This window comes from Psychrobacter sp. YGAH215 (genome assembly GCF_007280595.1).
GTDB lineage: Bacteria > Pseudomonadota > Gammaproteobacteria > Pseudomonadales > Moraxellaceae > Psychrobacter > Psychrobacter faecalis.
Genome location: NZ_VKLR01000021.1, coordinates 33,397 through 60,389, shown reverse-complemented (window position 1 = coordinate 60,389; position 26,993 = coordinate 33,397). Strand labels below are relative to the sequence as shown.

General features: G+C 43.5%; 24 protein-coding genes and 1 other RNA gene. 13 read left to right on the top strand and 12 right to left on the bottom strand.

Annotated features, from left to right (window positions below; translation table 11 throughout):
- Positions 1-657, top strand: a complete 657-nt coding sequence (gene adk / locus FOR85_RS09510; protein ID WP_144297734.1) for an adenylate kinase — start codon at positions 1-3, stop codon at positions 655-657.
- A gap of 203 nt (positions 658-860) precedes the next feature.
- On the opposite strand, the gene secB is transcribed toward adk, so the two are convergent.
- From secB to rsgA, 4 genes are all read right to left on the bottom strand, one after another.
- On the bottom strand, positions 861-1,313 hold the full coding sequence (gene secB, locus FOR85_RS09505) for a protein-export chaperone SecB (protein ID WP_068407439.1): 453 nt from the start codon (positions 1,311-1,313) through the stop codon (positions 861-863).
- A 205-nt stretch (positions 1,314-1,518) separates the two neighbouring features.
- Positions 1,519-1,782 carry a glutaredoxin 3 gene (gene grxC, locus FOR85_RS09500; protein ID WP_144297733.1) on the bottom strand — a complete coding sequence of 88 codons (264 nt, stop codon included), beginning with the start codon at positions 1,780-1,782 and terminating at the stop codon, positions 1,519-1,521.
- A gap of 294 nt (positions 1,783-2,076) precedes the next feature.
- Positions 2,077-2,532, bottom strand: a complete 456-nt coding sequence (locus FOR85_RS09495) for a rhodanese-like domain-containing protein (protein WP_144297732.1) — start codon at positions 2,530-2,532, stop codon at positions 2,077-2,079.
- Positions 2,533-2,696: 164 nt separating this feature from the next.
- Positions 2,697-3,800, bottom strand: coding sequence for a ribosome small subunit-dependent GTPase A (rsgA, locus tag FOR85_RS09490; RefSeq protein WP_144297731.1), 1,104 nt, complete (start codon positions 3,798-3,800; stop codon positions 2,697-2,699).
- 227 nt (positions 3,801-4,027) lie between these two features.
- On the opposite strand from rsgA, the gene orn reads away from it, so the two are divergent.
- Positions 4,028-4,615, top strand: coding sequence for an oligoribonuclease (gene orn, locus FOR85_RS09485; protein WP_102077375.1), 588 nt, complete (start codon positions 4,028-4,030; stop codon positions 4,613-4,615).
- Positions 4,616-4,709: 94 nt separating this feature from the next.
- Here the strand turns inward: orn and FOR85_RS09480 are convergent, their stop codons facing one another.
- Positions 4,710-5,552 (bottom strand): UDP-2,3-diacylglucosamine diphosphatase, encoded by an 843-nt coding sequence (locus tag FOR85_RS09480; protein WP_144297730.1) that lies wholly within the window; start codon positions 5,550-5,552, stop codon positions 4,710-4,712.
- Positions 5,553-5,624: 72 nt separating this feature from the next.
- Positions 5,625-6,140, bottom strand: coding sequence for a peptidylprolyl isomerase (locus tag FOR85_RS09475; RefSeq protein WP_068406650.1), 516 nt, complete (start codon positions 6,138-6,140; stop codon positions 5,625-5,627).
- 274 nt (positions 6,141-6,414) lie between these two features.
- Here FOR85_RS09475 and FOR85_RS09470 point away from each other — a divergent pair, with 274 nt between their 5' ends.
- The 4 genes from FOR85_RS09470 (at position 6,415) to FOR85_RS09455 (ending at position 11,398) form a co-directional block, all read left to right on the top strand.
- On the top strand, positions 6,415-8,154 hold the full coding sequence (locus tag FOR85_RS09470) for a glutamine--tRNA ligase/YqeY domain fusion protein (RefSeq protein WP_144297729.1): 1,740 nt from the start codon (positions 6,415-6,417) through the stop codon (positions 8,152-8,154).
- A gap of 436 nt (positions 8,155-8,590) precedes the next feature.
- Positions 8,591-9,229, top strand: coding sequence for a peroxiredoxin (locus tag FOR85_RS09465; protein WP_068406656.1), 639 nt, complete (start codon positions 8,591-8,593; stop codon positions 9,227-9,229).
- A gap of 242 nt (positions 9,230-9,471) precedes the next feature.
- The gene (locus FOR85_RS09460) at positions 9,472-10,131 is read left to right on the top strand and encodes a glutathione S-transferase family protein (RefSeq protein ID WP_144297728.1); all 660 of its coding nucleotides are present in this window, start codon (positions 9,472-9,474) and stop codon (positions 10,129-10,131) included.
- A gap of 289 nt (positions 10,132-10,420) precedes the next feature.
- Positions 10,421-11,398 (top strand): META domain-containing protein, encoded by a 978-nt coding sequence (locus FOR85_RS09455; RefSeq protein ID WP_144297727.1) that lies wholly within the window; start codon positions 10,421-10,423, stop codon positions 11,396-11,398.
- 148 nt (positions 11,399-11,546) lie between these two features.
- On the opposite strand, the gene ruvC is transcribed toward FOR85_RS09455, so the two are convergent.
- Positions 11,547-12,131: a crossover junction endodeoxyribonuclease RuvC gene (gene ruvC / locus FOR85_RS09450; protein WP_102076818.1), complete on the bottom strand. Its 585-nt coding sequence runs from the start codon at positions 12,129-12,131 to the stop codon at positions 11,547-11,549.
- 153 nt (positions 12,132-12,284) lie between these two features.
- On the opposite strand from ruvC, the gene FOR85_RS09445 reads away from it, so the two are divergent.
- Complete coding sequence (locus tag FOR85_RS09445) at positions 12,285-12,902, top strand: FxsA family protein (protein WP_144297726.1); 618 nt, start codon at positions 12,285-12,287, stop codon at positions 12,900-12,902.
- Positions 12,903-13,039: 137 nt separating this feature from the next.
- Here FOR85_RS09445 and ssrS read toward each other — a convergent pair.
- Positions 13,040-13,235: non-coding RNA, 6S RNA (gene ssrS, locus FOR85_RS09440), on the bottom strand.
- A 246-nt stretch (positions 13,236-13,481) separates the two neighbouring features.
- Between ssrS and gpmI the strand changes: the two genes are divergently transcribed.
- Positions 13,482-15,140: a 2,3-bisphosphoglycerate-independent phosphoglycerate mutase gene (gpmI, locus tag FOR85_RS09435; protein WP_144297725.1), complete on the top strand. Its 1,659-nt coding sequence runs from the start codon at positions 13,482-13,484 to the stop codon at positions 15,138-15,140.
- A gap of 501 nt (positions 15,141-15,641) precedes the next feature.
- Positions 15,642-17,117: a S41 family peptidase gene (locus tag FOR85_RS09430; RefSeq protein WP_223808598.1), complete on the top strand. Its 1,476-nt coding sequence runs from the start codon at positions 15,642-15,644 to the stop codon at positions 17,115-17,117.
- 69 nt (positions 17,118-17,186) lie between these two features.
- On the opposite strand, the gene FOR85_RS09425 is transcribed toward FOR85_RS09430, so the two are convergent.
- The 3 genes from FOR85_RS09425 to FOR85_RS09415 all read right to left on the bottom strand — a co-directional run bounded on the left by FOR85_RS09425 (position 17,187) and on the right by FOR85_RS09415 (position 21,703).
- Complete coding sequence (locus FOR85_RS09425; protein WP_144297724.1) at positions 17,187-18,914, bottom strand: sigma-54 dependent transcriptional regulator; 1,728 nt, start codon at positions 18,912-18,914, stop codon at positions 17,187-17,189.
- A 34-nt stretch (positions 18,915-18,948) separates the two neighbouring features.
- On the bottom strand, positions 18,949-20,856 hold the full coding sequence (locus FOR85_RS09420) for a PAS domain-containing sensor histidine kinase (RefSeq protein ID WP_223808597.1): 1,908 nt from the start codon (positions 20,854-20,856) through the stop codon (positions 18,949-18,951).
- Positions 20,857-21,067: 211 nt separating this feature from the next.
- The gene (locus tag FOR85_RS09415; protein ID WP_102076814.1) at positions 21,068-21,703 is read right to left on the bottom strand and encodes a response regulator; all 636 of its coding nucleotides are present in this window, start codon (positions 21,701-21,703) and stop codon (positions 21,068-21,070) included.
- 449 nt (positions 21,704-22,152) lie between these two features.
- Between FOR85_RS09415 and FOR85_RS09410 the strand changes: the two genes are divergently transcribed.
- The gene (locus FOR85_RS09410; RefSeq protein WP_144297723.1) at positions 22,153-23,244 is read left to right on the top strand and encodes a serine hydrolase; all 1,092 of its coding nucleotides are present in this window, start codon (positions 22,153-22,155) and stop codon (positions 23,242-23,244) included.
- Between the two features lie 92 nt (positions 23,245-23,336).
- The gene (locus tag FOR85_RS09405) at positions 23,337-24,005 is read left to right on the top strand and encodes a thiamine phosphate synthase (protein ID WP_144297722.1); all 669 of its coding nucleotides are present in this window, start codon (positions 23,337-23,339) and stop codon (positions 24,003-24,005) included.
- A 47-nt stretch (positions 24,006-24,052) separates the two neighbouring features.
- Here FOR85_RS09405 and FOR85_RS09400 read toward each other — a convergent pair whose 3' ends face one another.
- Entirely contained in the window at positions 24,053-24,382 is a 330-nt protein-coding gene (locus tag FOR85_RS09400) for a TraR/DksA C4-type zinc finger protein (RefSeq protein ID WP_144297721.1), read from the bottom strand.
- Between the two features lie 422 nt (positions 24,383-24,804).
- Between FOR85_RS09400 and FOR85_RS09395 the strand changes: the two genes are divergently transcribed.
- Both FOR85_RS09395 and FOR85_RS09390 read left to right on the top strand, forming a co-directional pair.
- Entirely contained in the window at positions 24,805-26,007 is a 1,203-nt protein-coding gene (locus tag FOR85_RS09395) for a phosphoglycerate kinase (protein ID WP_144297720.1), read from the top strand.
- 287 nt (positions 26,008-26,294) lie between these two features.
- Positions 26,295-26,681, top strand: a complete 387-nt coding sequence (locus tag FOR85_RS09390) for a hypothetical protein (RefSeq protein ID WP_144297719.1) — start codon at positions 26,295-26,297, stop codon at positions 26,679-26,681.
- Positions 26,682-26,993 lie beyond the last annotated feature (312 nt).

The window sequence follows — 26,993 nt, the reverse complement described above, 5'->3', positions numbered from 1 at the left end:
ATGATGCGTATTATTTTGCTAGGTCCACCAGGCGCCGGTAAAGGTACCCAAGCCCAGTTCGTCTCTAAAGAGTATGATATCCCGCAAATCTCAACAGGTGATATGCTACGTGCCGCCATCAAAGAAGGTACGGAACTTGGCAAACAAGCAAAAGATGTGATGAACGCTGGTGGTTTGGTTTCTGATGATCTTATCATTAACCTCGTGCAAGAACGCATCGCCAAGCCTGATTGTGTCAACGGCTGTATTTTAGATGGTTTTCCGCGTACCATTCCACAAGCCCAAGCGCTTGCTGATGCCAACGTAGCGATTGACCATGTGATTGAAATCAGCGTGCCTGATGATGAAATCGTTAAGCGCCTATCAGGCCGTCGTCAGCATGCTGGTTCTGGGCGTGTTTATCATATCGACCACAATCCACCTAAGGTCGAAGGTATCGACGATGTGACGGGCGAGCCGTTGATTCAGCGTGAAGACGATAAAGAAGCGACCATTCGTGATCGTTTAGCAACCTATCAACAGCAGACCTCTGCTTTGGTTGGTTACTATCAAGAAAAAGCAGCTGAGGGCGGCGATGCTCCTAAATATGACAAATTCGATGGCACCCAAGGCATTGATGACGTTAAACAGCAAATCTTATCGGCACTAAAAGGCTAAAGCTTTTTAAACGTCGCCGATAGACGTGTTGATTAACCGTTATATTCAAAACCCTGCCGCTTGTTATTAATAGCAGCAGGGTTTTTTAGTGCGTAAAAGCAAATACTAAAAAACGTCCATAAAAAAGCCGCTTACTTAAATTCAGTAAACGGCTTTTAGATACTATTGTTTAAATGCAGCTTAGCTAATGCTTTAGCAAAAAGTTACGCGTTACCTTGAGCATCAACTTGCGCTTGCTGTTGGCTTTGCGCATATGCTTGGTCAAAGTTAACAGGAGCAAGCAATAACTGCGGGAAGCTACCACGCGTTACGATGTCGCTGATCACTTCGCGCGCATACGGGAACAATACGTTCGGGCAATAAGCACCCAAGATTTGACCGATTTGATCTTCTGGGATGTCTTTTAATAAGAAAATGCCCGCTTGATGCACTTCAGCGATAAATGCCGCTTCTTCAGCGTTTTTAGCGTTGACACTGACCGTCAATACCACTTGATAATGATCGTCATCAAGCTTTTCAGCATTGCTTGATAGATTGATATCAAGCTCAGGGTTCCACTCTTTAGTAAATACAGCGGCGCCTGGGACTTCAAGTGACATGTCTTTTACATAAATGCGTTCTAGTGCCAATTGTGGTTGTGCTTGCTCTTCAGCCATGGTCATTCCTCTAAAAGTTAATCAAATAATGGGGCAGATTGTCATTGTAACAACATATCATTGTAATATAAATGCAAACTAAGGTTTGAGATTTATCTCAAGGTCTTTTACGCAGTTTTTTTAAATGTTTTTTATCACAAAGCTGTATTCTTAACGCTGTCTATTTTTACACCAATAAAAATAGACAGAAAAGGACAATAGCAGATTAACCGGCTAATAGCTCGTCAAGTTTGCCTTGTTGGTTCATTTGGTTAAGCTCGTCGAAACCACCGACAAAGATATCACCAATAAAAATTTGCGGTACAGTGCGATAGTTGTTGGTCTTTTGCATCAAGGCCTGGCGCTCTTCGCGGCTGATGTCATGCATGCCGATTTCTTCATAATCAACACCTTTAGATTGTAATAATTGCTTAGCGTTTGAGCAGTATGGGCACATTGGAGTGGTATAAACTTGCACAGGTACAGTCATGGTCTTTCCTTATTTATAAATTTATGGGGAAACAATTTTGTTATAAGTAATAGGATATATAGTAAGGTAAAAAAATTATAGGGTAGTCATTAATATAATCCGTTATCAATACGTAAATAACCCCTATATTTGCTGCTGCTCCGTATAAAGTGGGGATGGCTATGGCAAATTCAAGCAGTGTTGGTTAAAAAGTGCTGACGGTAGCATAGTTAGCGTATAAAAAAAGACACCTGATAAAAAGGTGTCTTTTTGATTGGTACTGCTGGTTAATAAGACCAGCTAATAGGATTTGTCTTACTTATGCAAACTTGGCTTGGCTTTACCCTTGTTTTTAGACTTAGTATCTTTTATGCCAACCAATGGCATACCAGCGCCTTGCCAGCCGCCGATTCCGCCATCTAGGCGATAGACATTGTCTTTACCAATCATTTGGACAGCAGCACCTGCTTGGATACCCATATCACAGACGATGATGACTGGCTGCTCAATCGCACGAATTTCCTCAATGCGGTCTTTAAGCTCAGTAAAAGGTATGTTGCGGCTGCCTTGGATATAACCGGTTTCAAATTTCTTTTTGGCGCGAATATCGATCAGCTGCGCATTTTGCGAGTTGACCATCATACCCAAAGTGTTGGGCGATATTTTTCTGCCACTACGTTTGTTTTCAATGGCAAAAAACAGCACGGCAAGCACGGCTAATATACCAAATAAAAACGGGTGGTTGCCCACAAATTCCAGCGCACGATCCAAACCATACCTCCAAAAATATAAGTGTTCGGTCAAACTGAGATAACAGCTCAACGATGGTGAACAAGGCGCTATTATACCGATAAGGTCATCTATAGTAAACGGGCGATGGCTTCGTCGTTCCTTTATCTCGTCGTTCCTTTATCAGTAACCTTTAGACATATCTGCTAATAAGGCTTAGTATCCGCCTCTTCTGTTAACGTCACAAGGTTTTCAACACGGCGCTGCAACACTTCGCCGTCCGCAACCGCTTGCCATAAGGCGCAGCCTTTACTGTTATGGGTATGGCGACAATCGCGGAACTGGCAATCACCTGCCAGCGGTGCAAGCTCGATAAAGCCTGAGATAATATCATCAGGGGTGAGATGCCAAATACCGTACTCACGAATACCAGGGGTGTCGACAATGCCGCCTTGGTCTAAGTCGTCGGGGTTAAAGGGCAATAAGCGACTGGTGGTGGTGGTATGTTGACCGAGCTTTGAGTTTTCAGAAATGACATTTACCACTTGTCCTGATTCTGGCAGCAAGGCGTTGATTAAGCTGCTTTTACCGACGCCTGATTGACCAGCAAAAATGACCAGTTTCTTATCGATGTAGCGCTTTAGCTCATCAAGCCCTATTTGCTCATCGCTATTAGCGATGTTTTCAGGGCACGCAACCGAGGTCAGTACGCTCTCGTAACCAAGCGCCGCGTATTGTGCCAATAATTCACTGGTATCGACGCCGTTTTCCTGCGCCAACAAATCGGCTTTATTGAGTACCAATAATGGCTTTACGCCCGCATGATGACAAACGACCAAATAGCGATCAATCAATGTCGGCGCAGCGGCAGGCAAGGGCGCAAATACAATGGCCAAAATATCGACATTGGCGGCGACGGGTTTGAGCTTATGATAACGGTCAGGACGCGAAATGAGCGAGGTGCGAGGCTTGACGGACTCGATACGTCCAAAGCCGGTATTAGGGTCTGCAGTCCAGCGTACTTGGTCACCCGCTGCTAGCATAGGCAGATTGGTACGCACATGACAACGCCAAATATCGCCTAACGTTAATTCCTGCCAAAATGGCTCAGGGTCATCGGGCGCAATCTCGGGCTGCACAGGAATTACTGCTGGCAAGCTGGTCACTTGTACTTCTAGCTGCTTACCATAATGCGCCATGACCACGCCATCCATCAAACTGTCATCGATGCTGTCTTGGCTATCGAGCTGTTGTTTGTCGATGCGACGAATCTGTTGTTTAGTCAGTTTGCGTTGCCGGATTAATGCCATGGGTTGTGACCTATTAGAAAAATATTGCTAAGTGTAGCGTGAAAATTTGCTAACATACAGCCTAAAGCGCCGCTAGCAGATAGTGGTTTTGTAATGTTTTCGTTTTATTAGGCATTATAGCCAACCAAGTGCAAAGCATATGATTTTAGCCTGACCATTTAGAGTCAGTTTAATTGATTAACATGGCTCACAAGTTGTGCCAAACTTTATTGACCATAGGATATTTTATGAGTACCGACGACCATCCCAATAAAATTAAAATCAAAAACCAAGGTAAAAAAGGGCTGGTATGGATTGACCTAGAAATGACCGGACTTGATACCTTAAATGATGAGATTATTGAGATTGCGACCGTGGTGACCGATGAGGATTTAAACGTCCTTGCCGAAGGGCCAGTGTTTGCCATTAAAGTATCCGATCAAATATTAAATAAAATGGATGACTGGAATACCAAGCAGCATGGCCAGTCAGGCTTGGTTGACCGTGTGCGCCGTAGTACGGTGACCTTGGCGGAAGCAGAAGCGGAAACCATTAAGTTTTTGAATAAATGGGTCGATAGTGGCAAGTCGCCGATGTGTGGTAACTCAATCTGCCAAGATCGCCGCTTTTTAGCCCGCCAAATGCCCGAGCTTGAGCGCTTCTTCCATTATCGCAACCTTGATGTGTCGTCGATTAAAGAGCTGTGTTTCCGCTGGCGTCCAGATATTTTAAGGAACTTTGAAAAAGGCGGCAGCCATTTAGCCTTAGATGATATTCGCGATTCTATTCGTGAACTAAAACATTATCGTCAGCATTTCTTTAAGTTGATGCCTTAGGATTAATCAGCTATGGGTTTGAGTAGATAAGTTAACCGCCAAATATAGAAAGAGTCAGTTCATGGCAACCCTTTTTTATTCAGAATGATATGTTTCAAACCAATATCTTAAACTCAACCAACTCAAAATCAGCAGCATTATCGCCTGTATCGCTATCTGCCGTCACCGCCCCAATCACGGCGCTGACTTTTGACTGGCGTGAGTCTTTATCAAGCAAGCGCCAATCACCAAGTACATAGCGTTTTTTATCTGCCGTCGCCTGATGAATGGCTGGGCGATGGGTATGACCATGTAACAACGCATCGCTGTCTGCTATGGCTTGTATTACTGCATCTTTATTGACGTCCATGATATAAGCGGCTTTGTTGGCATTATTTTGCTGACTTTTTTGCCGTAATTTATCTGCGATGGCTAAGCGTTTTGTCAGCGATTTATTGAGTAAATACCACTGGGTAAAACGGTTACGCATCATTTTGCGAAAAAACTGATATTTTTTATCATCGGTACATAAGGCATCGCCGTGTTCTAAGCGGTAATTCTGCTGTCCGACGGTTAAATAATACGGCTCATAAATCAGCTCACCGCCAAATAAGCTACAAAAGGGCTGACCTAAGAGGAAATCACGGTTGCCATGCATGACCAATATCTCACAGCCAGCTATCCGTAGTTTTTTTAGTTTAACGATAAGCGGCGTGAGCCAATGGATTTGGCGCGCGTCTTCTGACAAAGTCAAATAAGCGTCATCGCCAATCCAAACCTCAAACCAATCGCCTAAGATAAATAAGCGATTAAGCTGAGGTAGGGCAAGGCAATCATCAAGCAGGGCCAAAAAAGCCTGCACTAAGGCAGGCTCTTCTGGCGATAAATGCAAATCGCTAATCAAAACTTGCCGCACCTCATGAGGGCGGGTCGTGATTAAATGATTAAAGCTTTGCATGTATCTTTATCCTCATAAGGTAAGATAAGCGGCTATTAATGACAAACCGCTTATACCGTTTATAAAAAACGATTACTGCGTAATGATGGTGGCTGAATTGATAACCACTGGCTCGTTTGGCACATCAGCATGCATGCCAAAACGACCGGTTGGTACGCCGCGCATTTTGTCGATAACATCCATGCCGCTAGTGACTTTACCAAATACGGTGTAGCCCCAACCTTGCATGTTTTTGCCAGAGTGGTTTAGGAAATCGTTGTCTTTTACGTTAATAAAAAACTGGCTGGTTGCTGAATGTGGGTCTTGCGTACGGGCCATCGCAATCGTACCTTTGTCATTTTTCAAGCCATTGTCCGCTTCATTTTCAACGGGTGCATTGGTCGCTTTTTCATTCATTTCAGCGTCCATACCGCCGCCTTGAATCATAAAGCCGTCAATGATGCGATGGAAAATCGTACCGTCATAATGCCCAGATTTAACATAGTTTAAAAAGTTTTCGACAGTTTTTGGCGCTTTTTCTTCATTGAGTTCGATAACGATCGCACCCATATTGGTGTCAAGTTCTACTACTGGTGGCATGTCTACCATGTGATATTCCTTTTTGATTATAGCGTCTAAAATAACGCTGTTAAATGGTGGCTAAAAAGTTGCTGACTAAAAAGTTATGGCTAGTCTAACGGCTTTTTTGTCGTCTGTCATGTATCAGGCTGTTAATGCCTTTGCAAAAGCTGATAGAATAACGCAACGTTATCTTTTATCAGCGATTTTTGATTAATTATTTTAAATTTTCTTATTTTGAACCTTTTATAAAGCGTAATGACACGTGTTAAAGGCTAAAACCTTACGCTAGGAGCAATGAGTAATGAGTGAGCACTCAAGCAACAATGTACAAAAAGACGAACAAAAAAATGACTTTATTCGTAATATCATTCGCGATGATATCAAAGCGCAAAAATACCCGCAAATCGTGACGCGCTTTCCGCCTGAGCCAAACGGCTATTTGCACTTAGGTCATGTCAAATCTATCTGCTTAAACTTTGGTATCGCCGAAGAGTTTGGCGGCGTTTGTAACTTGCGCTTTGATGACACCAACCCAACTGCAGAAAAGCAAGACTATATCGATAATATTGAAAATGATGTGAAATGGCTTGGCTTTGAGTGGGCAGGCGAGGCGCACCATGCGTCCGGTTACTTTGACCAGTTGTACGCATGGGCCGTGCAATTGATTGAACAGGGTGATGCTTATGTAGACTTGCAATCGCCTGAACAAATTCGCGATAATCGTGGCTCATTTAATGAGGCTGGCACGCCGTCGCCGCAGCGTGATGCCAGTGTCGAAGAAAACTTAAAACTCTTTAATGATATGAAAGAAGGCAAGTTTGCCGAAGGCAAAGCCGTGCTGCGCGCCAAGATTGACATGGCAAGCCCAAATATGAATATGCGCGACCCTGTTATCTATCGTGTTATGCACCAAGCCCATCATCAAACCGGTGATAAATGGTGTATTTATCCGATGTATGATTTTGCCCATCCGCTCTCTGATGCACTCGAAGGCATTACCCATTCTTTATGTACACTGGAATTTGAAGACCATCGCCCGTTTTATGATTGGGCAGTTGAAAAAATTGGCTTTGATGTGCCGCCGCACCAGTACGAGTTTAGTCGTCTAAACGTCGACCATACCTTGACCAGTAAACGCAAATTAAAGCAGTTGGTTGACGAAGGTATCGTTAGCGGTTGGGATGATCCACGTATGCCGACGATTGCAGGTATGCGCCGCCGCGGTTATACGCCTGAAGGTTTACGCGATTTTAGTGAACGCGTCGGCGTGACTAAGGTAGACAGCGTCGTTGATTTTCGTCTATTAGAATTTAGTATTCGTCAGTCATTAGAGACGACGACCGCGCGCGGTATGGCGGTTCTCAAACCTTTAAAAGTGACGATTACTAACTTTAACGATGCGGTTAGCAGTTGGGAATCGCAAAAAGCTGATAGCGTCAATGCGCGCTGGGATGAAGACGCTCAGACTTTATGGCTCACGCAGCCAAACCATCCAAATGTTGATATGGGCGAGCGTGAAATTCCGTTTACCGAAACCCTTTATATTGACCAAGGCGATTACGAGATCGAGCCGCCAGCAGGCTATAAGCGTTTATCTCCAGAAAAGCCAGAAATCCGTCTGCGTAACACTTATGTGTTGGCAGTGACTGAGCATATTCTTGATGACGCTGGCAATGTTGTTGAGCTAAAAGCCACGATTGACCCTGCGACTTTGGGTAACAACCCTGAAGGCCGTAAGGTTAAAGGCGTGATTCATTGGGTCTCAGCAAGCCAAGGCGTCCCAGCGACGGTACGCATGTATGAGCAGCTATTTAGCGCTGAAGATCCAAGTAGCGTCGCCGACGTTCATCAAGCGCTAAATCCTAACTCGTTGATTGAGCTCGATGCCGTAGTTGAGCCATCATTGGCAAATAGCGATGCTGGTACGCGTTTCCAGTTCGAGCGTGAGGGCTACTTTATTGCTGATAGTGAAGACCACTCGAGCGACAAGCCAGTGTTTAATCAAATCGTGAGCTTACGTGACAGCTATAAACCGGCTTAGTGTAGAACTATTGGCGCTATTATTAAAGTTTAAAACGTTACTCAACAATAGTAGTTTTCAAAATCGCCCATTTCTAGTACGCTAGAGATGGGCTTTTTTATGAACGTGGATTTTCTTGAAGGGTTCAGAATATTAATTTGGTGAATATTTTAAATGCAAACTTATGCGCTTAGTAATAAATGGCATAAGCGCATTACAATCCATCACAAGACATTCATAACCAGTTTGCTAAGATAGAAGAGAATTCTTGCTGACGTACTTTGAGTTATTGTGTAGTATTGACCAAGTACGTTGATAGCTAGGTACATTTATAACTAGGAATATTTATAACTAAGTACATTTATAACTAAGTACGTTTATAACAATAGAGCGCATGGATACCTTTAGAGGTGAATAAATACTAACGCTCATCACTCATATAAATAAGGAATAAAGCATGGCAAATTTACGTTTAGGTGATACTGCACCAAATTTTGACGCGACAACCACTGATGGTGATATCAATTTCCACGAATGGGCAGGGGACAGTTGGGTTGTCTTTTTCTCACATCCTGCAGATTACACGCCAGTATGTACCACTGAGCTTGGTCGTACCGCAGCATTAGGCGGTGAGTTCCAAAAGCGCAATGTAAAAGCAATCGCCCTATCAGTTGATGGTTTAGAGGACCATAAAGGCTGGGCCAAAGATATTGAAGAAACCCAAGGTACCGCTGTTAACTTCCCTATCATTGCCGATTCAGACCGCAAAGTGGCGGATCTTTATGACATGATTCATCCAAATGCCGACAATACCGCGACGGTTCGAAGTGTATTTATCATTGATCCAAACAAAAAAGTACGCTTAACGCTGACTTATCCAGCCAGCTGTGGCCGTAACTTTGATGAGATCGTCCGAGTTATCGATGCGATGCAATTGTCTGATGAGTATAACGTCGCAACGCCAGTTGATTGGAAAGAAGGCGATGACGTTATCATTCCACCAAGCGTGAAAAATGAAGATATTCCCGCCAATTATCCAAAAGGCCATACCGAAATTAAACCTTATCTCCGTACCACGCCTGCGCCTAACAAATAAGTTGAGCAGCTAGTCCAAGCAGTTGTTTTAAGTTAATAAGCCCTATGACGTCATGTTATAGGGCTTTTACTTTCTCAGATTTTTATTAAAACAGCATATTTCATAAGGTTTTGTTATGATAATAACAGGCTGAAATGTCTACACATGATATTCATAATTTTATCCATGAACGATGATGCAATAATCATAATAAAACCAAAGGGCGCTGAGTCGCTTTAAAACCGTCTTACAAGGAGTTTGCCATGAAAAAATTATACTTAACCCGTACCGCCCCAAATCCACGTAAAGCGCTTATTTTATTGGCGTCAAAAGGTATCGATGTCGATGATATGGATGATCTTGATGTGGTCGATATCGACTTTGCTACCAATGAGCAGATGTCCGAGGAATTTACCAAAATTAACCCTATGCAGACCGTACCCGTTCTAACCTTGGATGATGGTACGGTGCTGAATGACTCGCAGGCAGTATGCGAGTATCTCGACCGTGTTTATGGCGAACGCTCGGTGATGGGTAATGACGTCGTACAGCGGGCGCAAGTATGCTCGATGCGCCGTATTGCCGAGTTTGAGGTGCTATACAACTTTATGCTGGCGTTTCAGCATAGCCATCCGTCCAAAGCGCAGCGTGTCGAGCAAGTACCTGAGTTTGTCGCGCCCTCTATTACCCGCGCGATAAAAGCCCTACCTTATTTTGAAAATGCCTTAAACGGTCATGAATATTTGGTCGGTGATCAGTTAAGTTTTGCCGATATCGTACTGTATTTGGGTCTAGATTTTGGTAAAGCGCTAAAATTTAATCCAAACGAGCAGGGCGAAAATTTGGCGCGTTTTTATCAAATGATGCATGAGCGCTTTAGTATTAAAAATATGGCAAAAGCCAAACCTGCTTATGATGAATGATAAGGTCGCTTTATAAATCGAGCTTTACATAGCCAGAAGCCTTAATGCGCTAACCACCATATTAGCCAGTTAAGGCTTTTTTTATTGTAAAATTAGAAAAACTATCGAAAACAGTTACTATCAATCTATAAAATTAAACACTTTGTAACAATAATAGATGACATCGGCGCTATAGTGGTCAAATTATGAACACTTTACAAAAATAGATACAATTGCGATTTGTATAGTAAAAACTTCGTATGTTAAAAAGCGGAATATCGAAAAGGTTTACTCACAAGGTATGACTGTTATGACCTCATCTTTTGACACCCAATATTTTACGGAATCATCTTTTATAAAGTCTTTGGCTAGATTTGCTGTATTGCCTAGCATTCTAGCGGTAAGTCTGACATTAACTGCCTGCCAAGAATCCTCAGTGCTAGGCGAGAATGGCGAGAATGATGTACAGACAGAAAATGCTAACGAAGTCGATGGTGATACTGCTACGCTAGAAAATGATGAGTCCAAGGCGGCTGAGATGAGCACTGAAGAACAAATGATAGCCAATCTTACCCGTTATCGCTGGACACTGATGTCTGCAAGCGATAAAGGTGCACAGCCACTAAATACATTGCTCGATATCAAAGACCAAGTGCGCTTGAGCTTTAGCCAATACCAAGGTGAGAATAGCCTAAACTATAGTGTCGGCTGCAATACCATGAGCGCAGGATATCAGCTTCAAGGTCAGACGTTGACCATCGAAGACGGTATGAGCACCAAAATGTCGTGCGGTGAGCTTGATAAGGCTGAAAACCAATTGAATAAGCTAATGCAAGGTGAGAATCAATTGACCTTAGTATTAGACGCCAATGTCGAAAACGGTCGTGCTGAGAGCGCAACGGCTGAAAGTCATCAACCTGTCTTAACGCAAATCACAAGCGACGCGGCGACGCTAGTTTGGGTAGGAAAGCTGACTTCGCAAGCTAAATATAACAGTAAAGGTGAAACGGTATTTTGGGCGGTCAATGCTAAGAAAATACCCTGCGCCGACAAGAGTTCAGAGTTATGCTTACAAGTAAAACCCATTACTTATGATGACCAAGGTATCAAGGTTAGCGAAGGTGAGTGGACAGCCTTTAACGGTGAAATCGATGGCTATCAGCCCGATGGTATGCACGATGAAGTACTACGTCTGCAGCGCTATGAGTTAGACGCTAACGAGAATGAAGAAGCGCAAGAATATGCCTATGTACTCGATGCAGTGATTGAGAGTAGCGTGGTAGAGTAATGCTTTGTTAAAGTAGGTTTGTTGGTCATTTTTATTATTTAAAATTATGACTTAAATAGAAGAGATAATTTAAACAAGAAACACGCGCCGTTTGCACGCGTGTTTTTTTATGGGCGTTTGCTTTATTCTATGAATATCTGTTTTTATATTAACGCAAATTGCCCAAGTCTTCTTCGGTCAAACGCCAGCGGCCTTTTTTCTTCGATGTGCCGCGTCCGCGCATGGCGCTATTCATTATGAGTTTGTTCATGGAATGGCTTGAATGCGCATGACAAATGGCGCAGGCAAGACCATCAGCGGCATCTTGCTGGGGCACCACCTCTAACGCCAAAATGCGGCAGACCATCTCTTGTACCTGCTCTTTTGCCGCTGCACCATAGCCGCAGACCGCTTGTTTAATTTGGCGAGCGGTATATTCCGATACTTCTAAATCAAGAGCGACCATAGCAGCAATCGCCGCACCGCGAGCTTGCCCGAGCTTCAACGCTGAGTCTGGGTTTTCTGCCATAAAAACTTGCTCGATAGCAGTATAAATCGGCTCGTCGCCATATTTTAAATGATGCTGGGTGATACGCGTTAAGCCATTAAAAATACGCTTTAGGCGCTCAGGCATCTCTTTGGTATCTGTGCGAATGGTACCTGCGTCTATATACGTAAGTTTGTCGCCCGTTTGTTGGATAATGCCATAACCGGTCATGCGCGAACCCGGGTCAATCCCGATAATAATTGCCATAGTATTCCGTCTTACTTACATTTTGTTTTATGGCTTAAAAATCAGCCGTAAGTTTGATAGTATAGCAATCAATCCCCATATACATCATATGTTAGCCATATTAATTTGCATGGCGCTTAATTTTTTAGATTTTATCTTATAGGACGACACTTTATGGGTCAGATAGTTGGTATTGCCATCGTTTGGTTTATTATCGAGATGCTGCTTTGGTATTTACTTGCGCAGTTTATGAGCGGTTGGTGGGTATTTATGTGGTTTATTATCGCCGCCGTTATCGGTATCTCTTTTATACGTAAAGGGATGGCAGCACTCAATCCAATGGCGCAGCAGATGAAAGCTGGCGGTATGATGAACCCTGCGATGCGTCCACAAGAATCAACCATGATTAAAAGTGTCGCTGTAGCAGCGGCGGGTCTTTTGCTGCTGATTCCGGGTGTGCTCAGTGATTTATTAGCCTTACTGGTGATATTGCCGCCGGTGCAAAAAAAGCTCAAAGACTTTGCTAATAATTACGTTATGAACAATCAGCAAAAAATGATGGAGATGATGGCAAAACAGATGGGTGGACAAAACCCGTTTGGTGGCGCAGGCGGCATGGGCGGTCAAAATCCATTTGGCGGTGCTGGTGGTATGAACAATCAAAATCCGTTTGGTCAGCAGCAACAAAATCCGTTTGGCAATGTGTTTAAACAACATACTACTGTCGATGGGACGGCTAAAAACATCCCTAAAGATGTGAAGAAAATTACCAAATCTGCCAATGACGAATAATCAATTTATTATTAAATAGACATTTTCGCCGGCATAAAAAAAGCCCCTTTTATCATTGATAAAAGGGGCTTTTTCGTGGTTAAAAACCATTTTTTATAAAAGATAATATTTATAAATAAAATAGCTAATAACTGAATAAAACAACCGAAGTGCCGCCGTAAGATGGTGACCCATGAACCGTGAAGTTCAGGGCGGATGCGTCACTGCCTCTGCAGGTTTCCTGAGACACCGCAAGCGGTGCAGGCATACACAATGAGGCAATAGGTACCACATCCTGGTAAAGCATTATCGGCTCAGGGAATAAACATCTACTAGCCAACACTTCAGAATATAATTATCTTAACCAATGACTTGAGTGATTGCAAGTAGGATTTACAGATTGCTACGTAGGGTTAATAAGCAGCATGAATGATGTTGAGTGTTCACTGTATTTACCATGAAATGGCAGAACTTTTAAGGGCATAAATATGGCTTAAAAGGACGATTTTTCAGCTATTTTGAGATATGTGTTAATATAGAGGACTGTAAACATCCTAAGATAGCATTCTAGGCGTTCATTCACTTGAGGAGCGGTAATCCATGACCCATAACCAGCAACAAGCAGAAATTATCGACGATAGTCAGGCTCAGCTCAATAATAAGCAAGATAGCGAGCAAAATAAAAAAGTGCCCCATGTCTTAATGATATTAGATGGTTTTGGGCATCGTGAAGACGATAAGGATAATGCGATTGCTGCCGCCCATATGCCAAATTTAGATAAGATTTATCAGCAATATCCGCATGGATTGATATCGGCTTCAGGAGAGGATGTCGGTCTGCCAGATGGTCAGTTTGGTAACTCAGAAGTTGGTCATATGAATTTGGGCGCTGGCCGCGTGCTTTATCAAGACTCCACTCGTATCTCAAATGAAGTCGCCAATCGTGAGTTCTATAAAAACGAAGCACTGGTTAATGCCGTAAAAGCGGCAAATAAGCTCGGTGGTAACGTGCATATTATGGGATTGTTGTCTGATGGCGGCGTGCACTCACATCAAGACCATATCGAGGCTATGTGCCATTCGGCATTGGTACACGGTGCTAAAAATGTCTTTGTGCATTGTTTTTTAGATGGCCGTGATACGCCGCCAAAATCTGCTGATAAGTACATCAACCGCTTACGCGATCATATTGCTAAGCTCAATGACCACTATGAAGGTGGCCGCGTGCAAATTGCCAGTATTATTGGGCGGTATTATGCAATGGATCGTGACAATCGCTGGGACCGCGTGCAAAAAGCCTATGAGCTTATCACCGAGGGTAAAGCCGACCGCTTAGCAACACGTGCCGATGGCGCCATACAAGCGGCGTATAAAGCACGCGAAACCGATGAGTTTATCAATCCAACGGTGGTGATTGGTCGCGACGAAGTGCCTTATACCGTCGATGACAATGACGCACTTATCTTTATGAACTTCCGCGCTGACCGTGCCCGTGAGCTTGCGCAAGCCTTTGTGCTACCAGATCATGAGTTTTCTGGTTTTGCCCGTCATAAGCAACCAAAGCTTGCCGCTTTTGTGATGTTGACGAAGTATTCTGACGTGCTAGCGGACAATCCAAAAACCAGTATTGCCTATTATCCAGCGTCTTTGACCAACACGCTTGGCGAGTATCTACAAGATAAAGGTAAAACCCAGCTACGTATCGCTGAAACTGAAAAATATGCGCACGTGACCTTTTTCTTTAGCGGCGGCCGCGAAGATGAATATGAAGGCGAGACGCGGATTTTAGTGCCATCGCCTGATGTTGCTACTTATGATTTACAGCCAGAAATGAGCGCGCCTGAAGTGACCGATGAGCTGGTCGCTGCTATCGAGTCGGGTAAATATGATGTGTTGGTGGTTAATTATGCCAACGGCGATATGGTCGGGCATACAGGTGTCTTTGAAGCCGCTGTCAAAGCGGTAGAGGCGTTGGATGTGTGCATTGGTCGCTTAGAAGAAGCGGTACGCGCTGCGGGTGGCGACATGCTGATCACCGCTGACCATGGCAACTGTGAGCAGATGCAAGACTACGAAAGTGGTCAGGTGCATACACAGCATACCACTGAGCTGGTGCCACTGATTTATATTGGTGAGAAAGCCGTAAAAGTACGTAGCGGCGGCAAGCTTAGTGATATCGCGCCTACGATTTTGGCATTAATGGATATCGAGCAGCCAGATGATATGACCGGTAAAAACTTACTGCTTTCGGCTACATAAACGAGACATTTAATAGGGGCATTTAGCAGTCTATTACTACTGCTAAAGCTATTGAGTTTTATAAAAAGGGAAAGATATTGAGTATCTTTCCCTTTTTTTGCATTTTTTCTACGCATCCCCGCATTTTGCTTGATACATATTGTTTAAGTTACTTGCAATACTGTCCTAGTCTTAGGTAGAAGCTCAGTGTTATTTTAGACGACATCGTTCATGAATAACTTTATAATCATAAATATCGATATAATCTAAAAGTTATAAAAATAATAACCAATCCCTTTCTTTGAGTAATTTATTATGCGTTCAATTCGCCCTTTATCCTTATTGCGGTCTAAAAGCTTGAGAAATATCATCATGCCATTGCCTGTTGATTCTAAATCTATTACTTCTAAATTCATTGGTTCTAAATCTTTTAAAATGAAGTCTTTTAATGTCAAATTAATCGGCTCTCAGCTATTAAAACCCGCTCTTATAAGCAGTGTAGTAGGGCTAGGTGTGGTCAATATGCCAGCACAAGCTGCTACCACCAATAACGGTAAAATCAATAATACTGGCGAAAATCCCACGGCAAGCTTGCAATTGATTGGTCTTAATGACGACGATGTATCCTTAAGTAATGCCGAGCAAGTTAATAACGCCGACGATTTATCAGATATCGCCGATATGCTCGAATCTGCCGATCAAGTCGATGACTCGATAGATGCTGTCGCTGATGAAAGTGCGCTAAATGACGAGTCAGACGTGATAAACACCGATATTCCCGCTGAAGTCGCGCAAGTATCGTTAAAGGCCATTTCGCCTGAAACGCTCAAAACCTTTGTGGCCGTCGTTGATTTGGTACGACGCGAATATGTGGATACAGTCAATGACGAAGAGTTATTTAGCAACGCCATGAGCGGGATGTTGACCAAGCTTGATAGCCACGCTGAGTTTTTGGATGCAGAAGCTTATGAGAATCTGCGCGCTTTTACTGAAGGCGACGTCGGCGATATCGGTATCAAGGTGCAGTATCAGCCTAAAGTAGGCTATTGGGTGATTACTGAGGTGGTTGATGGCTCGCCTGCTGATAAAAAAGGCATTGCCGTTGGTGATTATTTGCACCAAGTAGACGAGTTTAAACTTGGCGAAGACGAAGAAAGTAATGACATTGAGCAATTGCTAACGGGCATTGCAGGTACCCAAGTAGATGTGGTGACATCAAAAGCAGGCCGGCGTAAACATACCACGACTTTACAGCGTAATCACAACCATCCACAAGTTATTGAAACGCGCCTGGTAGATGGAATGGCTATTGTTAGATTACCCGCCTTTCAAAACAATAGCCGTGAAAAGCTGTTACAAGGGTTAATTGATTTGGACGCGCCTGTTAAGGGCGTTTTATTAGACATGCGTGACAACCCAGGCGGTGTATTGGCGTCAGCGGTAAGCGTTGCCAGCTTATTTATGACCAATACCGATGTGGTACAAGTCAAAGGTCGTCAAAGCGACTCACGCACACTATCGACGCAAGGTGCAGCGTTATTAGATACTATGCCAGTTGTGGTGTTGCAAAATCGTTATTCTGCTTCAGCGGCTGAGGTCTTAGCCAGTAGTTTGCAAGCGCAAAAACGCGCGACTATTTTAGGCGAGGTCAGTTATGGTAAAGGTTCGGTGCAGTCCGTGATACCGCTTAATGACGAGCAGGCGGTGAAGCTGACGGTTGCCCATTACATGACCGCTTCAGGTAAAAAAATAGATGGGGTTGGGGTAGCGCCTGATGTGACTTTAACAGGAAGTGAAAGCACGTGGGAGCAACAGGCGCTTGATTTACTCAGAAAAAAAGCCCTGCCGTCGGGTGTTCGCTTTGTACGCAAGCCTCAAGCAGCGAATAATTCTAATCAAGATGACACTAATACTAAAGTTGTTAAAAATAAAGTGACTCAAAACAATACAATCATCGAGCACGTGACTGAAAAGCCGACAGTTAAAGCCAAGCCCTAATTTCGTTAGCATTTAAACTGAGACTTTTCGAGCTGATTTAATTATCGTCTTACGGTTAGCGCTTATATATTATTCAGACTGGTTTTCAGCAATTCCAAGCTTTGACATACGATAGCGTAACGAGCGGAAAGTGGTGCCCAACAATTCAGCAGCTTGGGTCTTATTCCAGTTTGTCTGTTTAAGGGCGGTAATAATCAGCTGCCTTTCCTGCTCTTGCAAATAATGCTCTAAGCCTTGGGCAGGTAATTGACCGGTGCTAATATTTTCTTGATTTACGGGTGGTCTTAAATTTTCTGAATTTTCTGCTTCATTGCTTAATGGTTCTGACATAGCGCTGGCTGCTGTTTTATCAGGTTGTGCTGTAGGACTGGCTGCAGCGTGCGCATTCATTGAAGGATAGTGCTGCGTAATGGTGCGATAAGGAGATATAGTAGCTTTTGCTTGTTGTGCGCTGTCTTTTTCTGCACCTTCTACGTTATTTTTTTCCGCATTATCTTTTATAGATTGCGCTTCTAAGCTTTCACTTTTATCTAAAATAGCATTGCTCGAAAGGGTCGCTTTGTCAGCGTTGTTATTTTGCTCTACTTCTGCAATAGCTTCTTGCGCGTTCTCTAATTGTTGATTGTCAAAATCAGCCAAGCCCAAATGACTCGCATCAATAGTGGATGTCTCCGCTAAGGTTATCGCGCGTTCAAGGATATTACGTAATTCGCGTACGTTACCCGCAAAGTCGTGATGTTGTAGGCGCGCGCAAGCAGCATCGGTCAGCGTTGGCGGCGACTCCAATTGCCATTCATCGGCAATCAGGGTCAAAAAGTGCTTGGCCAATACCGGTATATCATCACGTCTTGCGTTAAGCGTCGGCAGTTTAAGCTCAATGACATTGATGCGGTAATATAAATCTTGGCGAAAGCTACCTGCTTGTACCAGCTGATTTAAATCCTTATGCGTCGCTGATAGGATACGAATATCAACTGGCACTTCTTTGGTATCGCCGATTGCGCGCACGGTTTTTTCTTGAATGGCGCGCAGTAATTTGACCTGCATCGCTAGTGGTAAGTCGGCGACCTCATCTAAAAATAGCGTACCGCCATTAGCCTGTTGAAACAGTCCTTGTTTATCAGCCACAGCGCCAGTAAAGCTGCCTTTTTTATGACCAAAAAATTCTGACTCCATTAGCTCTGACGGAATCGCGCCGCAGTTGACTGGTACAAAGCTGCCATCACGGCGCGGGCTTAAATCATGGATCAAGCGCGCAACCACTTCTTTACCAGTGCCCGATGCCCCCGATAAAAAAACTGGCGCTTGCGAACGCGCTAATTTTAAAATGGTACTTTTTAGCGGGTGCATGACAGCTGAGTCGCCAATCAGACGACTATCGAGCATTTGCTGCTCAGGTGAGCGCTCAGGCGTTGACTTTGCGGCGTTATCTTGATGAATAACCTTGAGTGCATTTTCGACCAATTGTCGCAGGCGCGGCAGCTCAAGCGGCTTATTAACAAAATCAAAAGCGCCCAGCTTTAACGCTTCAATCGCCAAATCCATACTGCCATGCGCGGTAATCACGGCAATGGGCGTACTTGAACTGCTGCTAATATGTTTAACCAACTCTAAGCCTGACCCATCAGGGAGTTTTAAGTCGGTTAGACAAAAGTCATAGTCGTTTGCTTGCCAATAGGTTTTGGCTTGCGATAAGGTATAAGCCACATCGCTTTTGATGCCCATCTTGGTTAAGGTAATTTGCATCAAGCGGCATAAATCTACTTCATCATCAACGACTAGCGCGGTTGTGGTCATACATCATCTCATTGTCTTAAAATATTGCAAGGCATTAAAAATAGGTTTTATCTAAGTTTTCAACTGCTTCATTATCAATGGCCGCGTTGTCAATAGCAGGCGCAATCAAACGAAAACAAGTCTTTTTGTGTTCTGGAATATAAAGTAGGCGCGCATGGTTGGCTTCACAAAATGCTTGCGATAAATACAAGCCTAAACCCGTACCCGCCTTATCAGTGGTAAAAAATGGATTGAACAGGTGGGTTAAGTCTGCCGTGCTTACACCTGTTCCATCGTCCAATACATCAATTATAACATCGTTGTCGGCACAATAAATCTCGATTTCCACAACGGCATGAGGGTGAGCATAACTGCTATGACGTAAGCCATTGTTAATTAAATTGATAAAAATTTGTTCTAACTGATGCGGATCAAACGAGATGGACGGCTGCGCATGGCTGTGTAAAAAAACATCGTGACCTTGAAAATAGTTTGCCAAAAATTCTGGTATCCAGTCGGCAAGGGCAATGAATTGCTGCTTGGCGGTTTGCTGGCGTGACAGTTTTAAAACGTCTTCAATAATACGATTAACGCGCTTTGTTTGCGTGAATATCATTTTATAAAGCTCATGATTGCCAGCCAACGCATCATTTGCGCTTGCACTCTCTATGGCCTGACTTTCTTCAATATCTTCTATCAGTAGTTGACTGGCTTGCGAGATAGCGGCTAACGGATTTCTTATTTCATGAGCGATACTGGCGGTCAGTTGCCCGAGTGAGGCCAATTTTAACTGTTGGGCGCTGGCTTGTTCGCGGCGTAAGTCTTCCAATATGACAAGCTTACTGTCATCTTTTAGCGGGATAATTTCAACGCGAAGCTTACCAAAGACAGAGGCATTGGCAGTAGCTGGCAACTCATAAATAAAAGTACGAGATTGTCCCGTCTCTATCGATAAGCAAGCTTCAAATAACTGTAGATGTTGCGCGCGAAACTGCTGCTGAAAGTCGGCGAGTGGTTTGTTTGCAATATGATTTTTAATATTATTTGAAGAGTTGTTCGCATGGCTGTTTAAAGAATTGTTTAACAAGCTGTTTGGCGAGCTACTTAGCGCAGCATTTGTCTCAACATACTCTGCATCCATTGCCGTAGCATTTGGAATACTCAGTAATTGATAAGCCGAAAGGTTGGCTAAAACCACTTGTTCACAATCAATGACGATGACACCGTTGGCCATTTGGGTGATGACTTCTTGATTGATAACGTTTAAGCGTTCGACTTCTTTGGCGTGGCGGGCCGCTACTTTCTCAACTTGTACCAAGCGCTGCGAGATTGACCAACTCAAACCGCCGACTGCCAAAAAGCTGGCTGACATCAGGAGCGCATCGCCTAAATTTGCCAAATTCATGCTATTGGCAATCGCATAAAAAAACTGCTGATAGATAACGAAAATAATCGCCAGTAAAGTAATAATCAGCGCTTGCGAGCTATGAAGCAGCATAAAGCTGGCGGCAACCACCACCATATACAGCATGGTCAACTGCAAATCAGGCGCGCCAGCGGTATAGAGCAGTAAGCTTAAAATAATGACGTCTACCGCTAAACCAAACGCCAGCTGTTGCCGTGGATGCTTGGTCACCACATAAAATAAACCCAATAAAATTAAGCTTAAAAGGACATAAAAACTGAGCGCGGTTTGCTGCAAAAAACTTGGTAACGATGAACCATCGCTAGCGCGCGCTGTGATATACACCATCAGCATAGAAAATAGGCTGACGACAAAGCGATAGCTGCTATAAATCAATCCTAACCTGCGCAGCTGCGGCAAAGGTAAGGTGTCATCGCGCTGAAAATAATCCGTAATAGCGGCTATAACGCTAGGAGCAGATTTCTTATGCTGCTCATGTTGCTTGGACTTTGACGATGGCACAGGCTTTGAAGGTTTCATAGGCTTTAAAGTGTTCACTGGCTCTAAAGCCTTAAGTTGAGCGTAACAGAAGGGAAGGTGCTTACTATACTTACGCCAATCTCAACTTATCGTAGGCTTTTGGTTTTTATAGAATTTAAAATTCTAATTGTTTTAACTGAAATTTTAAAAACTAAGTAAACCAATACCTTAGAAAAACAAGTTGAGAGTGGGGTTATACTTAGTTATTTATGCTTAGTAACTTACTAACTTACGGTTGAATAAGCCCATGGCGAATGGCCAAATGGGTCAATTTTACATCGCTATCGACACCGACTTTTTCATAAATGCGGTAACGATAAGTATTGATGGTTTTGACGCTGACAAATAACTGGTCGGCGATTTGCTGCGGGCTTTGGCAATTCACCACCATCATCGCGACCTGTTTTTCACGGTCACTTAATAAGTCAAAAGGTGAGCTAGCATTATCAGATAACAAAACATCCGCCAATTGCTCAGCGACGTCTTGGCTAAAGTAACGCCCGCCCTGATAGACTTTTTTCACCGCGCGTATCATCTCGTCAAGCGGCGTCCCTTTGGTAATATAACCATTGACACCCGCTTTAATAAGCATTGACGGATAAGGCTGCGCTGACATGCTACTCACGGCCAAAATCTTAAAGCCCATATCAAGCTGGATGAGGCGTTTGGTGGCTTCGAGGCCGCCAATATTGGGCATATTGACATCGAGCAATATCACATCCGGACGCAGCTGTTTTGCCAATTTAATCGCCATATCGCCACTATCCGCTTCGCCGACGACTTCTATATCGGCACTATCTGCCAACATGCGGCTAATGCCCATTCGCACCAAATCATGATCATCTACTACTAATACTCGAATCATAGTTATACTCTTTTCTATTGGTCAGAATAAAGGGTGCACTGTTAAACTTAAACTATCTAAATGATTTTACTGTCTTATTATAAATATCAGCTGCTATAAATTTTTTAATTAAAATATGTAAACTCACAAACTCCCTTATATTAAGCAGCATACTTTTATAGGAACTTTGCAACTGTGCCTTTATAAGCTTAAATGTAATGCTATATTGCTCCATTGTTAATTAATATTGCTGCAATATAAATTAAATGTAGTAAAATTTGAATGTGGTCAAAAAACGACATCTAATTGATTTAGTAGATTAAACTTAAATGCAAACCATGATACACTAAAAATACAAAAACTCTATGCGAGTATCTACAAACACAACCACAAACGCTACGTACGTTGTTGGTGTTAGTTAGTATGTAACTAATTTTCTAACTAATGGCAGCGCGGCTGCAGGAGGCATAATGAAGCAACTACCATTAACCAAACAGCAATTAATCGCTGCTCTGATTTCATTGAGTTTGGGCAGTGTTGCACAAGCGGCGCTTACCATTAATGGTAGTTCTGGCTCTGAGTCTAGTGCTCGTGTGAGCTGGGGCGGTGCCGATAGCTTATCTGAAGCGCGTAAAATCATGTACAACAGCAGTAATAGCTCGGCGATTAAAAAAGTAGACAATGGCTACGGCGCCACCAATATTACTAATGCACACAGTTTTGGTAGCAGCAATAATAGCTTCAATAATACCAACAGCTATAACACCGCCTATCGTGGTGGTTTTAACAGCGGTAGTATGATTCCGATCAGTACCGATTCGCGCAGTGTTGTGGTCATCGATGCTGAAACCGGCGAATCTATCTACGAAAAAGCTGCTGATATTGCCCGTCCGATGGCAAGTATTACTAAGATTATGACAGCGATGGTGGTGCTAGACGCCGGTCTTGACATGCGTGAAGAGATTACCCTTGATCCAGAAGATTTCGTCGGTCCAAAACGCGCCAGCTCAAACCTTAAGTCAGGTGACCGTTTGAACCGTGCTGAGATGCTACTCATGGCATTGATGAAGTCAGAAAACCCAGCCGCAAAAAGCCTAGCGCGTAACTATCCAGGTGGTTATAGTGCCTTTATGCGCGCTATGAACCGTAAAGCTCAAGACTTGGGCATGACCACCGCTTTCTTCGGTGACCCAACGGGTCTTGATAAGCGTAACGTCGCTTCATCAAATGATCTCGTTAAAATGGTACGTGCAGCTGGCAACTACGATGTCATTCGTCGTTTTTCGACCACCAAAAGCTATGACTTTTATGTCTCTAACTACTCAAGCGGCAACCGTACCTATAAAGCCAACAACACCAGCAGCTTAGTGCGTGATGGTAGCTATCCAATCGGTATCTCAAAAACTGGCTTTATCAATGAAGCAGGGCGCTGCGTGGTGATGGAAACCCGCGTTAATAACCGTCCAGCGATTATCGTGATTTTGGGCGCAAACAGTTCAGCGACGCGTTGGGGTGATGCGAAAAATATCTTAAACAGTTTGGCGACTCGCCGTACCGTATAAGCGTGTTATTTTAATATTGGTGTACAAGGCTGTTATGTAATATAACAGCCTTTTTATTGGGTCAAATTTAAGCCCATTTAAGGAAAAACCATATGTTCCAAGTATCGGCTATGACGCCCGCGCCCAAACTATATTTACTGACCAATGATGATGAATTCGCAGTGTTATATGCAAAACTAGAAGCAGCATTAGCAACAGGGCTGGTAGCATTATTGCAAATTCGCCGTAAAAAAACCTTACAATCGGCAAATGGCAAAGAAAAACTCTATGAGGAAGCACAGCAGATAGTCAGCTTAGCTAGAGTCTATAATGTCGATGTTGTGATGAACGATGACATTGCCCTTGCCAAAAAACTTGGCATCGGGGTGCATTTAGGTCAACAAGATGGCGCTATCGATGATGCCAAACGTTATCTTGCAGCCGAACAAGTTATTGGGCGAACTTGTCACGGCGATGTAGCGCTGGTCAAACAGGCAAAAGAAGACGGCGCAAGCTATGCGGCGATGGGCGCAGTTTTTGCCTCAAACACCAAACCTAATGCCCATGTGATATCTCGCCAGCAGCTCATCGAAGGTTGTCAACAGGGGATTGATATCTGCGTGATAGGGGGGTTGACGGCGGAAAATATAACCGAGCTGGCGGGTTTGCCAATTGCCTATGTGGCGGTCGTTGGCGATATTATGGATTTGCCTGTACAGCAAATTGCCGCGCGTTGTCAGCAATGGCAGCAGGCGCTTAGCAGATGGCAAACGCCTGCTTGATTAGAAAGTTATTTCAAGTGAAACGTATTTAAAATAGACATTAAAAATTATTCTGCATGTTCCATACACAACGTGGCATATGGCAGCGCTTTTAAGCGTTGCGCTTCGATTTGTTTGCCGCACACTTCACATTCACCGTAGGTACCGTTTTCAATACGGCTTAGCGCGTTTTCGACGTAGATAAGGCTTTGACGTGCTTCATCCATCAAGCTTGCGCGCATGTCGTTTTGACGGTATGAGATGGCCTGATCTTCCCAATGTTCATTGAGGTCGTCTTGCGGGTTTTGAATATGGTCTTCGATTTTATCAATGCGAGTTTCATATTCTTCCTTTAGGTTTAGCAGGTCTTGTTTGGCAGTTTCAATATCAATACTCATAATTTTCTCCTGAGAAATTGTTTTTATTGTTAGGTTTATTATTCATTATCATCATAGGTTTTATAATAAGCTGCTTTTTTAGAGCCAACGGTGCTTATCACAAACACGCCTTTATCATAAACAGCCTGATGATGAAGTACCACCACGAAATGTTACTGTTTTTAGTGCATGTGATTACTATTGAAATTTGGCAGTTATATGGATTGATAATCTATAGCGCAAAATTTATCGCAGTTCTTTATAAGAGAAGACTAAAAACTGCTAGAATACACCGCTGAAATTCTTGCTTGGACAGTTCTATAACACCAAGTGCGAGAATGACCCATAATATACGTTTTAAGATGACTATTTCGTAAAAACGTTTTGCAGTTAGCAAACAGCCATATTGTAGATTAACCATAGATGATGCATAGGAGCAGGTAATGAATTTTTTGCGTATGAGTGAGCTGAGCTTAGCGGATAAGGTGGTATTGATTCGTGAAGACTTAAATGTGCCTATCAAAGATGGCAAAGTCGCAAGCGATGCGCGCCTGCAAGCCAGTTTGCCTACCATCAAAATGGCGTTAGAAAAAGGCGCGGCGGTGATTGTTTGCTCACACCTTGGTCGTCCGACAGAAGGCAGTCCTGAGGCCATCTATTCGCTTGCGCCAGTTGCTGACTATTTAAGCGATAAGCTAGCTGCGCCAGTCAGCTTAAATAAAGACTATCTAACTCAAGGCGTGGCAATCAAGGCAGGCGAAGTCGTGCTGCTAGAAAACGTGCGCTTTAATAACGGCGAGAAGAAAAACGACACAGCGTTGGCGCAAAAATATGCGGATTTGTGCGATGTGTTTGTCATGGACGCTTTTGGCACGGCGCACCGCGCGCAAGCGTCAACCGAAGGCGTGACCCAAGCGATGCATCAGGCGGGCAAAGTCGCTTGCGCTGGACCTTTATTGGCCGCTGAGCTTGATGCCTTAAGTCTTGCGCTTGAAACGCCAGCCCAACCGATGCTGGCAATCGTTGGTGGCTCAAAAGTCTCGACCAAGCTTGAAGTACTGCATAGCTTAGCTGAAGTCTGCTCGCAAATTATCGTTGGCGGCGGTATTGCCAATACTTTTTTGGCAGCGCAAGGTCATAGCGTTGGAGCATCATTATATGAGGTGGAACTGGTCGATACCGCTCGTGATATTATGAGTAAGACTGAGATTTTATTGCCAGAGTATGTGGTCGTGGCCAATAAAAATGAGATTGATTTTGCGGACTTTACCGGCTCATTACAGAAAGCTACCGCTACTATTAAGTCGGTCGATGCCATTGGCGATAATGACATGATTTTAGACATCGCGCCAGAGAGCGCTGAGCAATTAGCGGCTGCTATCATTAAGGCAAAAACCATTTTATGGAATGGTCCGGTCGGCGTATTTGAAGTCGATGCTTTTGGTCAAGGTACGCAAATTGTGGCAAACGCGGTTAAAGACAGCCAAGGGTTTTCGATTGCAGGCGGCGGTGACACGTTAGCGGCAATTGATAAATATCAAGTGGCTGATGGGGTTAGCTATATGTCAACGGGCGGCGGCGCTTTTTTGGAATTTGTAGAAGGTAAAGTGTTGCCAGCAGTCGCTGCTTTACAAATTGGCGAGTAATCGTTCTATCGTCATTTATCAATTAAGTAACATTAGACGTACAACTTATTATGAGCATCTGGGGTAGGCTATAAAAATAATAAAGTGACCACCGTGTTTGATTTTATTGTTGTTTGGCCTGTCTGTATGAGAGCTGCAGGATAAAGGTGAGCGTGAAAGGTCACAGCTTATTATTAAGTAGTAATTATTTGTTTCCATACTGAAAATTATGATTGCATGCCCAATTTGTACTCTATAAAATAGCGAAAATCATGTATTTGGCATGCTTTATTTACGAGAGGTTTATTATGTTAAAACGTCATTTGTTACTTGCTAGTGTCCTTGCTGGTACCTTTGCAATTACTGCATGTAGCCAAGAAACACAAGATAAAACGGAAGCTGCTGCTGAGTCTGCTGGTGATGACGCTGCTGCTAACACAGAAGTTGCTATTGCTGAAACCGAAGCCGCTGCTGCTGACGCTGAAGTTGCTGCCCAAAACGCCGGCGCAGAAGTTGCTGAAGGCGCTGAAACAGCTGGTGCTGCTGCGACTGACGCGATAGAAAATACTGGTGAAGCAGTTGTAGTTGGCGCAAATGAAGCCGTTTCCGCTACTGCTGGCGTGGTTGCTGATGGTGCCTCTGCTGTTGAAGAGAAAGCCAGTGAAAACGCAGTAGAAGCAGAACAACAGTACTAATTGATTGCTAATCAGTTATGATTCATTCAAGTTATTTGATTTTAATAATCGACTTGCATGCATAGCGCTATAATCAATAGCGGTCTTATAAGCCTCGAAATACTAAAAAGCTTTGGTGATGACCAAGGCTTTTTGCGTTTTATGCATTGCTAAAAGTAAGGTATGCAATAGCATCATTCATCAATTAAACCAAAGCTGTAACCTCAATACAATCGGTATGCTCAATAAAACCGCAAGCTTAATCGAGCTTAATAATGTGAGCCTAATAAATAGTCGCTCAACCGCTACGAAGCGTGGGCAAAATTTGCTATA

Bases quoted from the DNA above. Each gene is read 5' to 3' on its own strand.
- FOR85_RS09470 (WP_144297729.1), top strand. From the start codon at position 6,415: ATGAGTGAGCACTCAAGCAACAATGTACAAAAAGACGAACAAAAAAAT.
- grxC (WP_144297733.1), bottom strand. From the start codon at position 1,782: ATGACTGTACCTGTGCAAGTTTATACCACTCCAATGTGCCCATACTGC.
- FOR85_RS09425 (WP_144297724.1), bottom strand. From the start codon at position 18,914: ATGACCACAACCGCGCTAGTCGTTGATGATGAAGTAGATTTATGCCGC.
- gpmI (WP_144297725.1), top strand. From the start codon at position 13,482: ATGACCCATAACCAGCAACAAGCAGAAATTATCGACGATAGTCAGGCT.
- orn (WP_102077375.1), top strand. From the start codon at position 4,028: ATGAGTACCGACGACCATCCCAATAAAATTAAAATCAAAAACCAAGGT.
- ruvC (WP_102076818.1), bottom strand. From the start codon at position 12,131: ATGGCAATTATTATCGGGATTGACCCGGGTTCGCGCATGACCGGTTAT.
- FOR85_RS09475 (WP_068406650.1), bottom strand. From the start codon at position 6,140: ATGGTAGACATGCCACCAGTAGTAGAACTTGACACCAATATGGGTGCG.
- FOR85_RS09405 (WP_144297722.1), top strand. From the start codon at position 23,337: ATGTTCCAAGTATCGGCTATGACGCCCGCGCCCAAACTATATTTACTG.
- FOR85_RS09445 (WP_144297726.1), top strand. From the start codon at position 12,285: ATGGGTCAGATAGTTGGTATTGCCATCGTTTGGTTTATTATCGAGATG.
- FOR85_RS09415 (WP_102076814.1), bottom strand. From the start codon at position 21,703: ATGATTCGAGTATTAGTAGTAGATGATCATGATTTGGTGCGAATGGGC.
- FOR85_RS09410 (WP_144297723.1), top strand. From the start codon at position 22,153: ATGAAGCAACTACCATTAACCAAACAGCAATTAATCGCTGCTCTGATT.
- FOR85_RS09400 (WP_144297721.1), bottom strand. From the start codon at position 24,382: ATGAGTATTGATATTGAAACTGCCAAACAAGACCTGCTAAACCTAAAG.
- secB (WP_068407439.1), bottom strand. From the start codon at position 1,313: ATGGCTGAAGAGCAAGCACAACCACAATTGGCACTAGAACGCATTTAT.
- FOR85_RS09455 (WP_144297727.1), top strand. From the start codon at position 10,421: ATGACCTCATCTTTTGACACCCAATATTTTACGGAATCATCTTTTATA.
- FOR85_RS09480 (WP_144297730.1), bottom strand. From the start codon at position 5,552: ATGCAAAGCTTTAATCATTTAATCACGACCCGCCCTCATGAGGTGCGG.
- FOR85_RS09430 (WP_223808598.1), top strand. From the start codon at position 15,642: ATGCCAGCACAAGCTGCTACCACCAATAACGGTAAAATCAATAATACT.
- rsgA (WP_144297731.1), bottom strand. From the start codon at position 3,800: ATGGCATTAATCCGGCAACGCAAACTGACTAAACAACAGATTCGTCGC.
- FOR85_RS09390 (WP_144297719.1), top strand. From the start codon at position 26,295: ATGTTAAAACGTCATTTGTTACTTGCTAGTGTCCTTGCTGGTACCTTT.
- FOR85_RS09395 (WP_144297720.1), top strand. From the start codon at position 24,805: ATGAATTTTTTGCGTATGAGTGAGCTGAGCTTAGCGGATAAGGTGGTA.
- FOR85_RS09460 (WP_144297728.1), top strand. From the start codon at position 9,472: ATGAAAAAATTATACTTAACCCGTACCGCCCCAAATCCACGTAAAGCG.
- FOR85_RS09465 (WP_068406656.1), top strand. From the start codon at position 8,591: ATGGCAAATTTACGTTTAGGTGATACTGCACCAAATTTTGACGCGACA.
- adk (WP_144297734.1), top strand. From the start codon at position 1: ATGATGCGTATTATTTTGCTAGGTCCACCAGGCGCCGGTAAAGGTACC.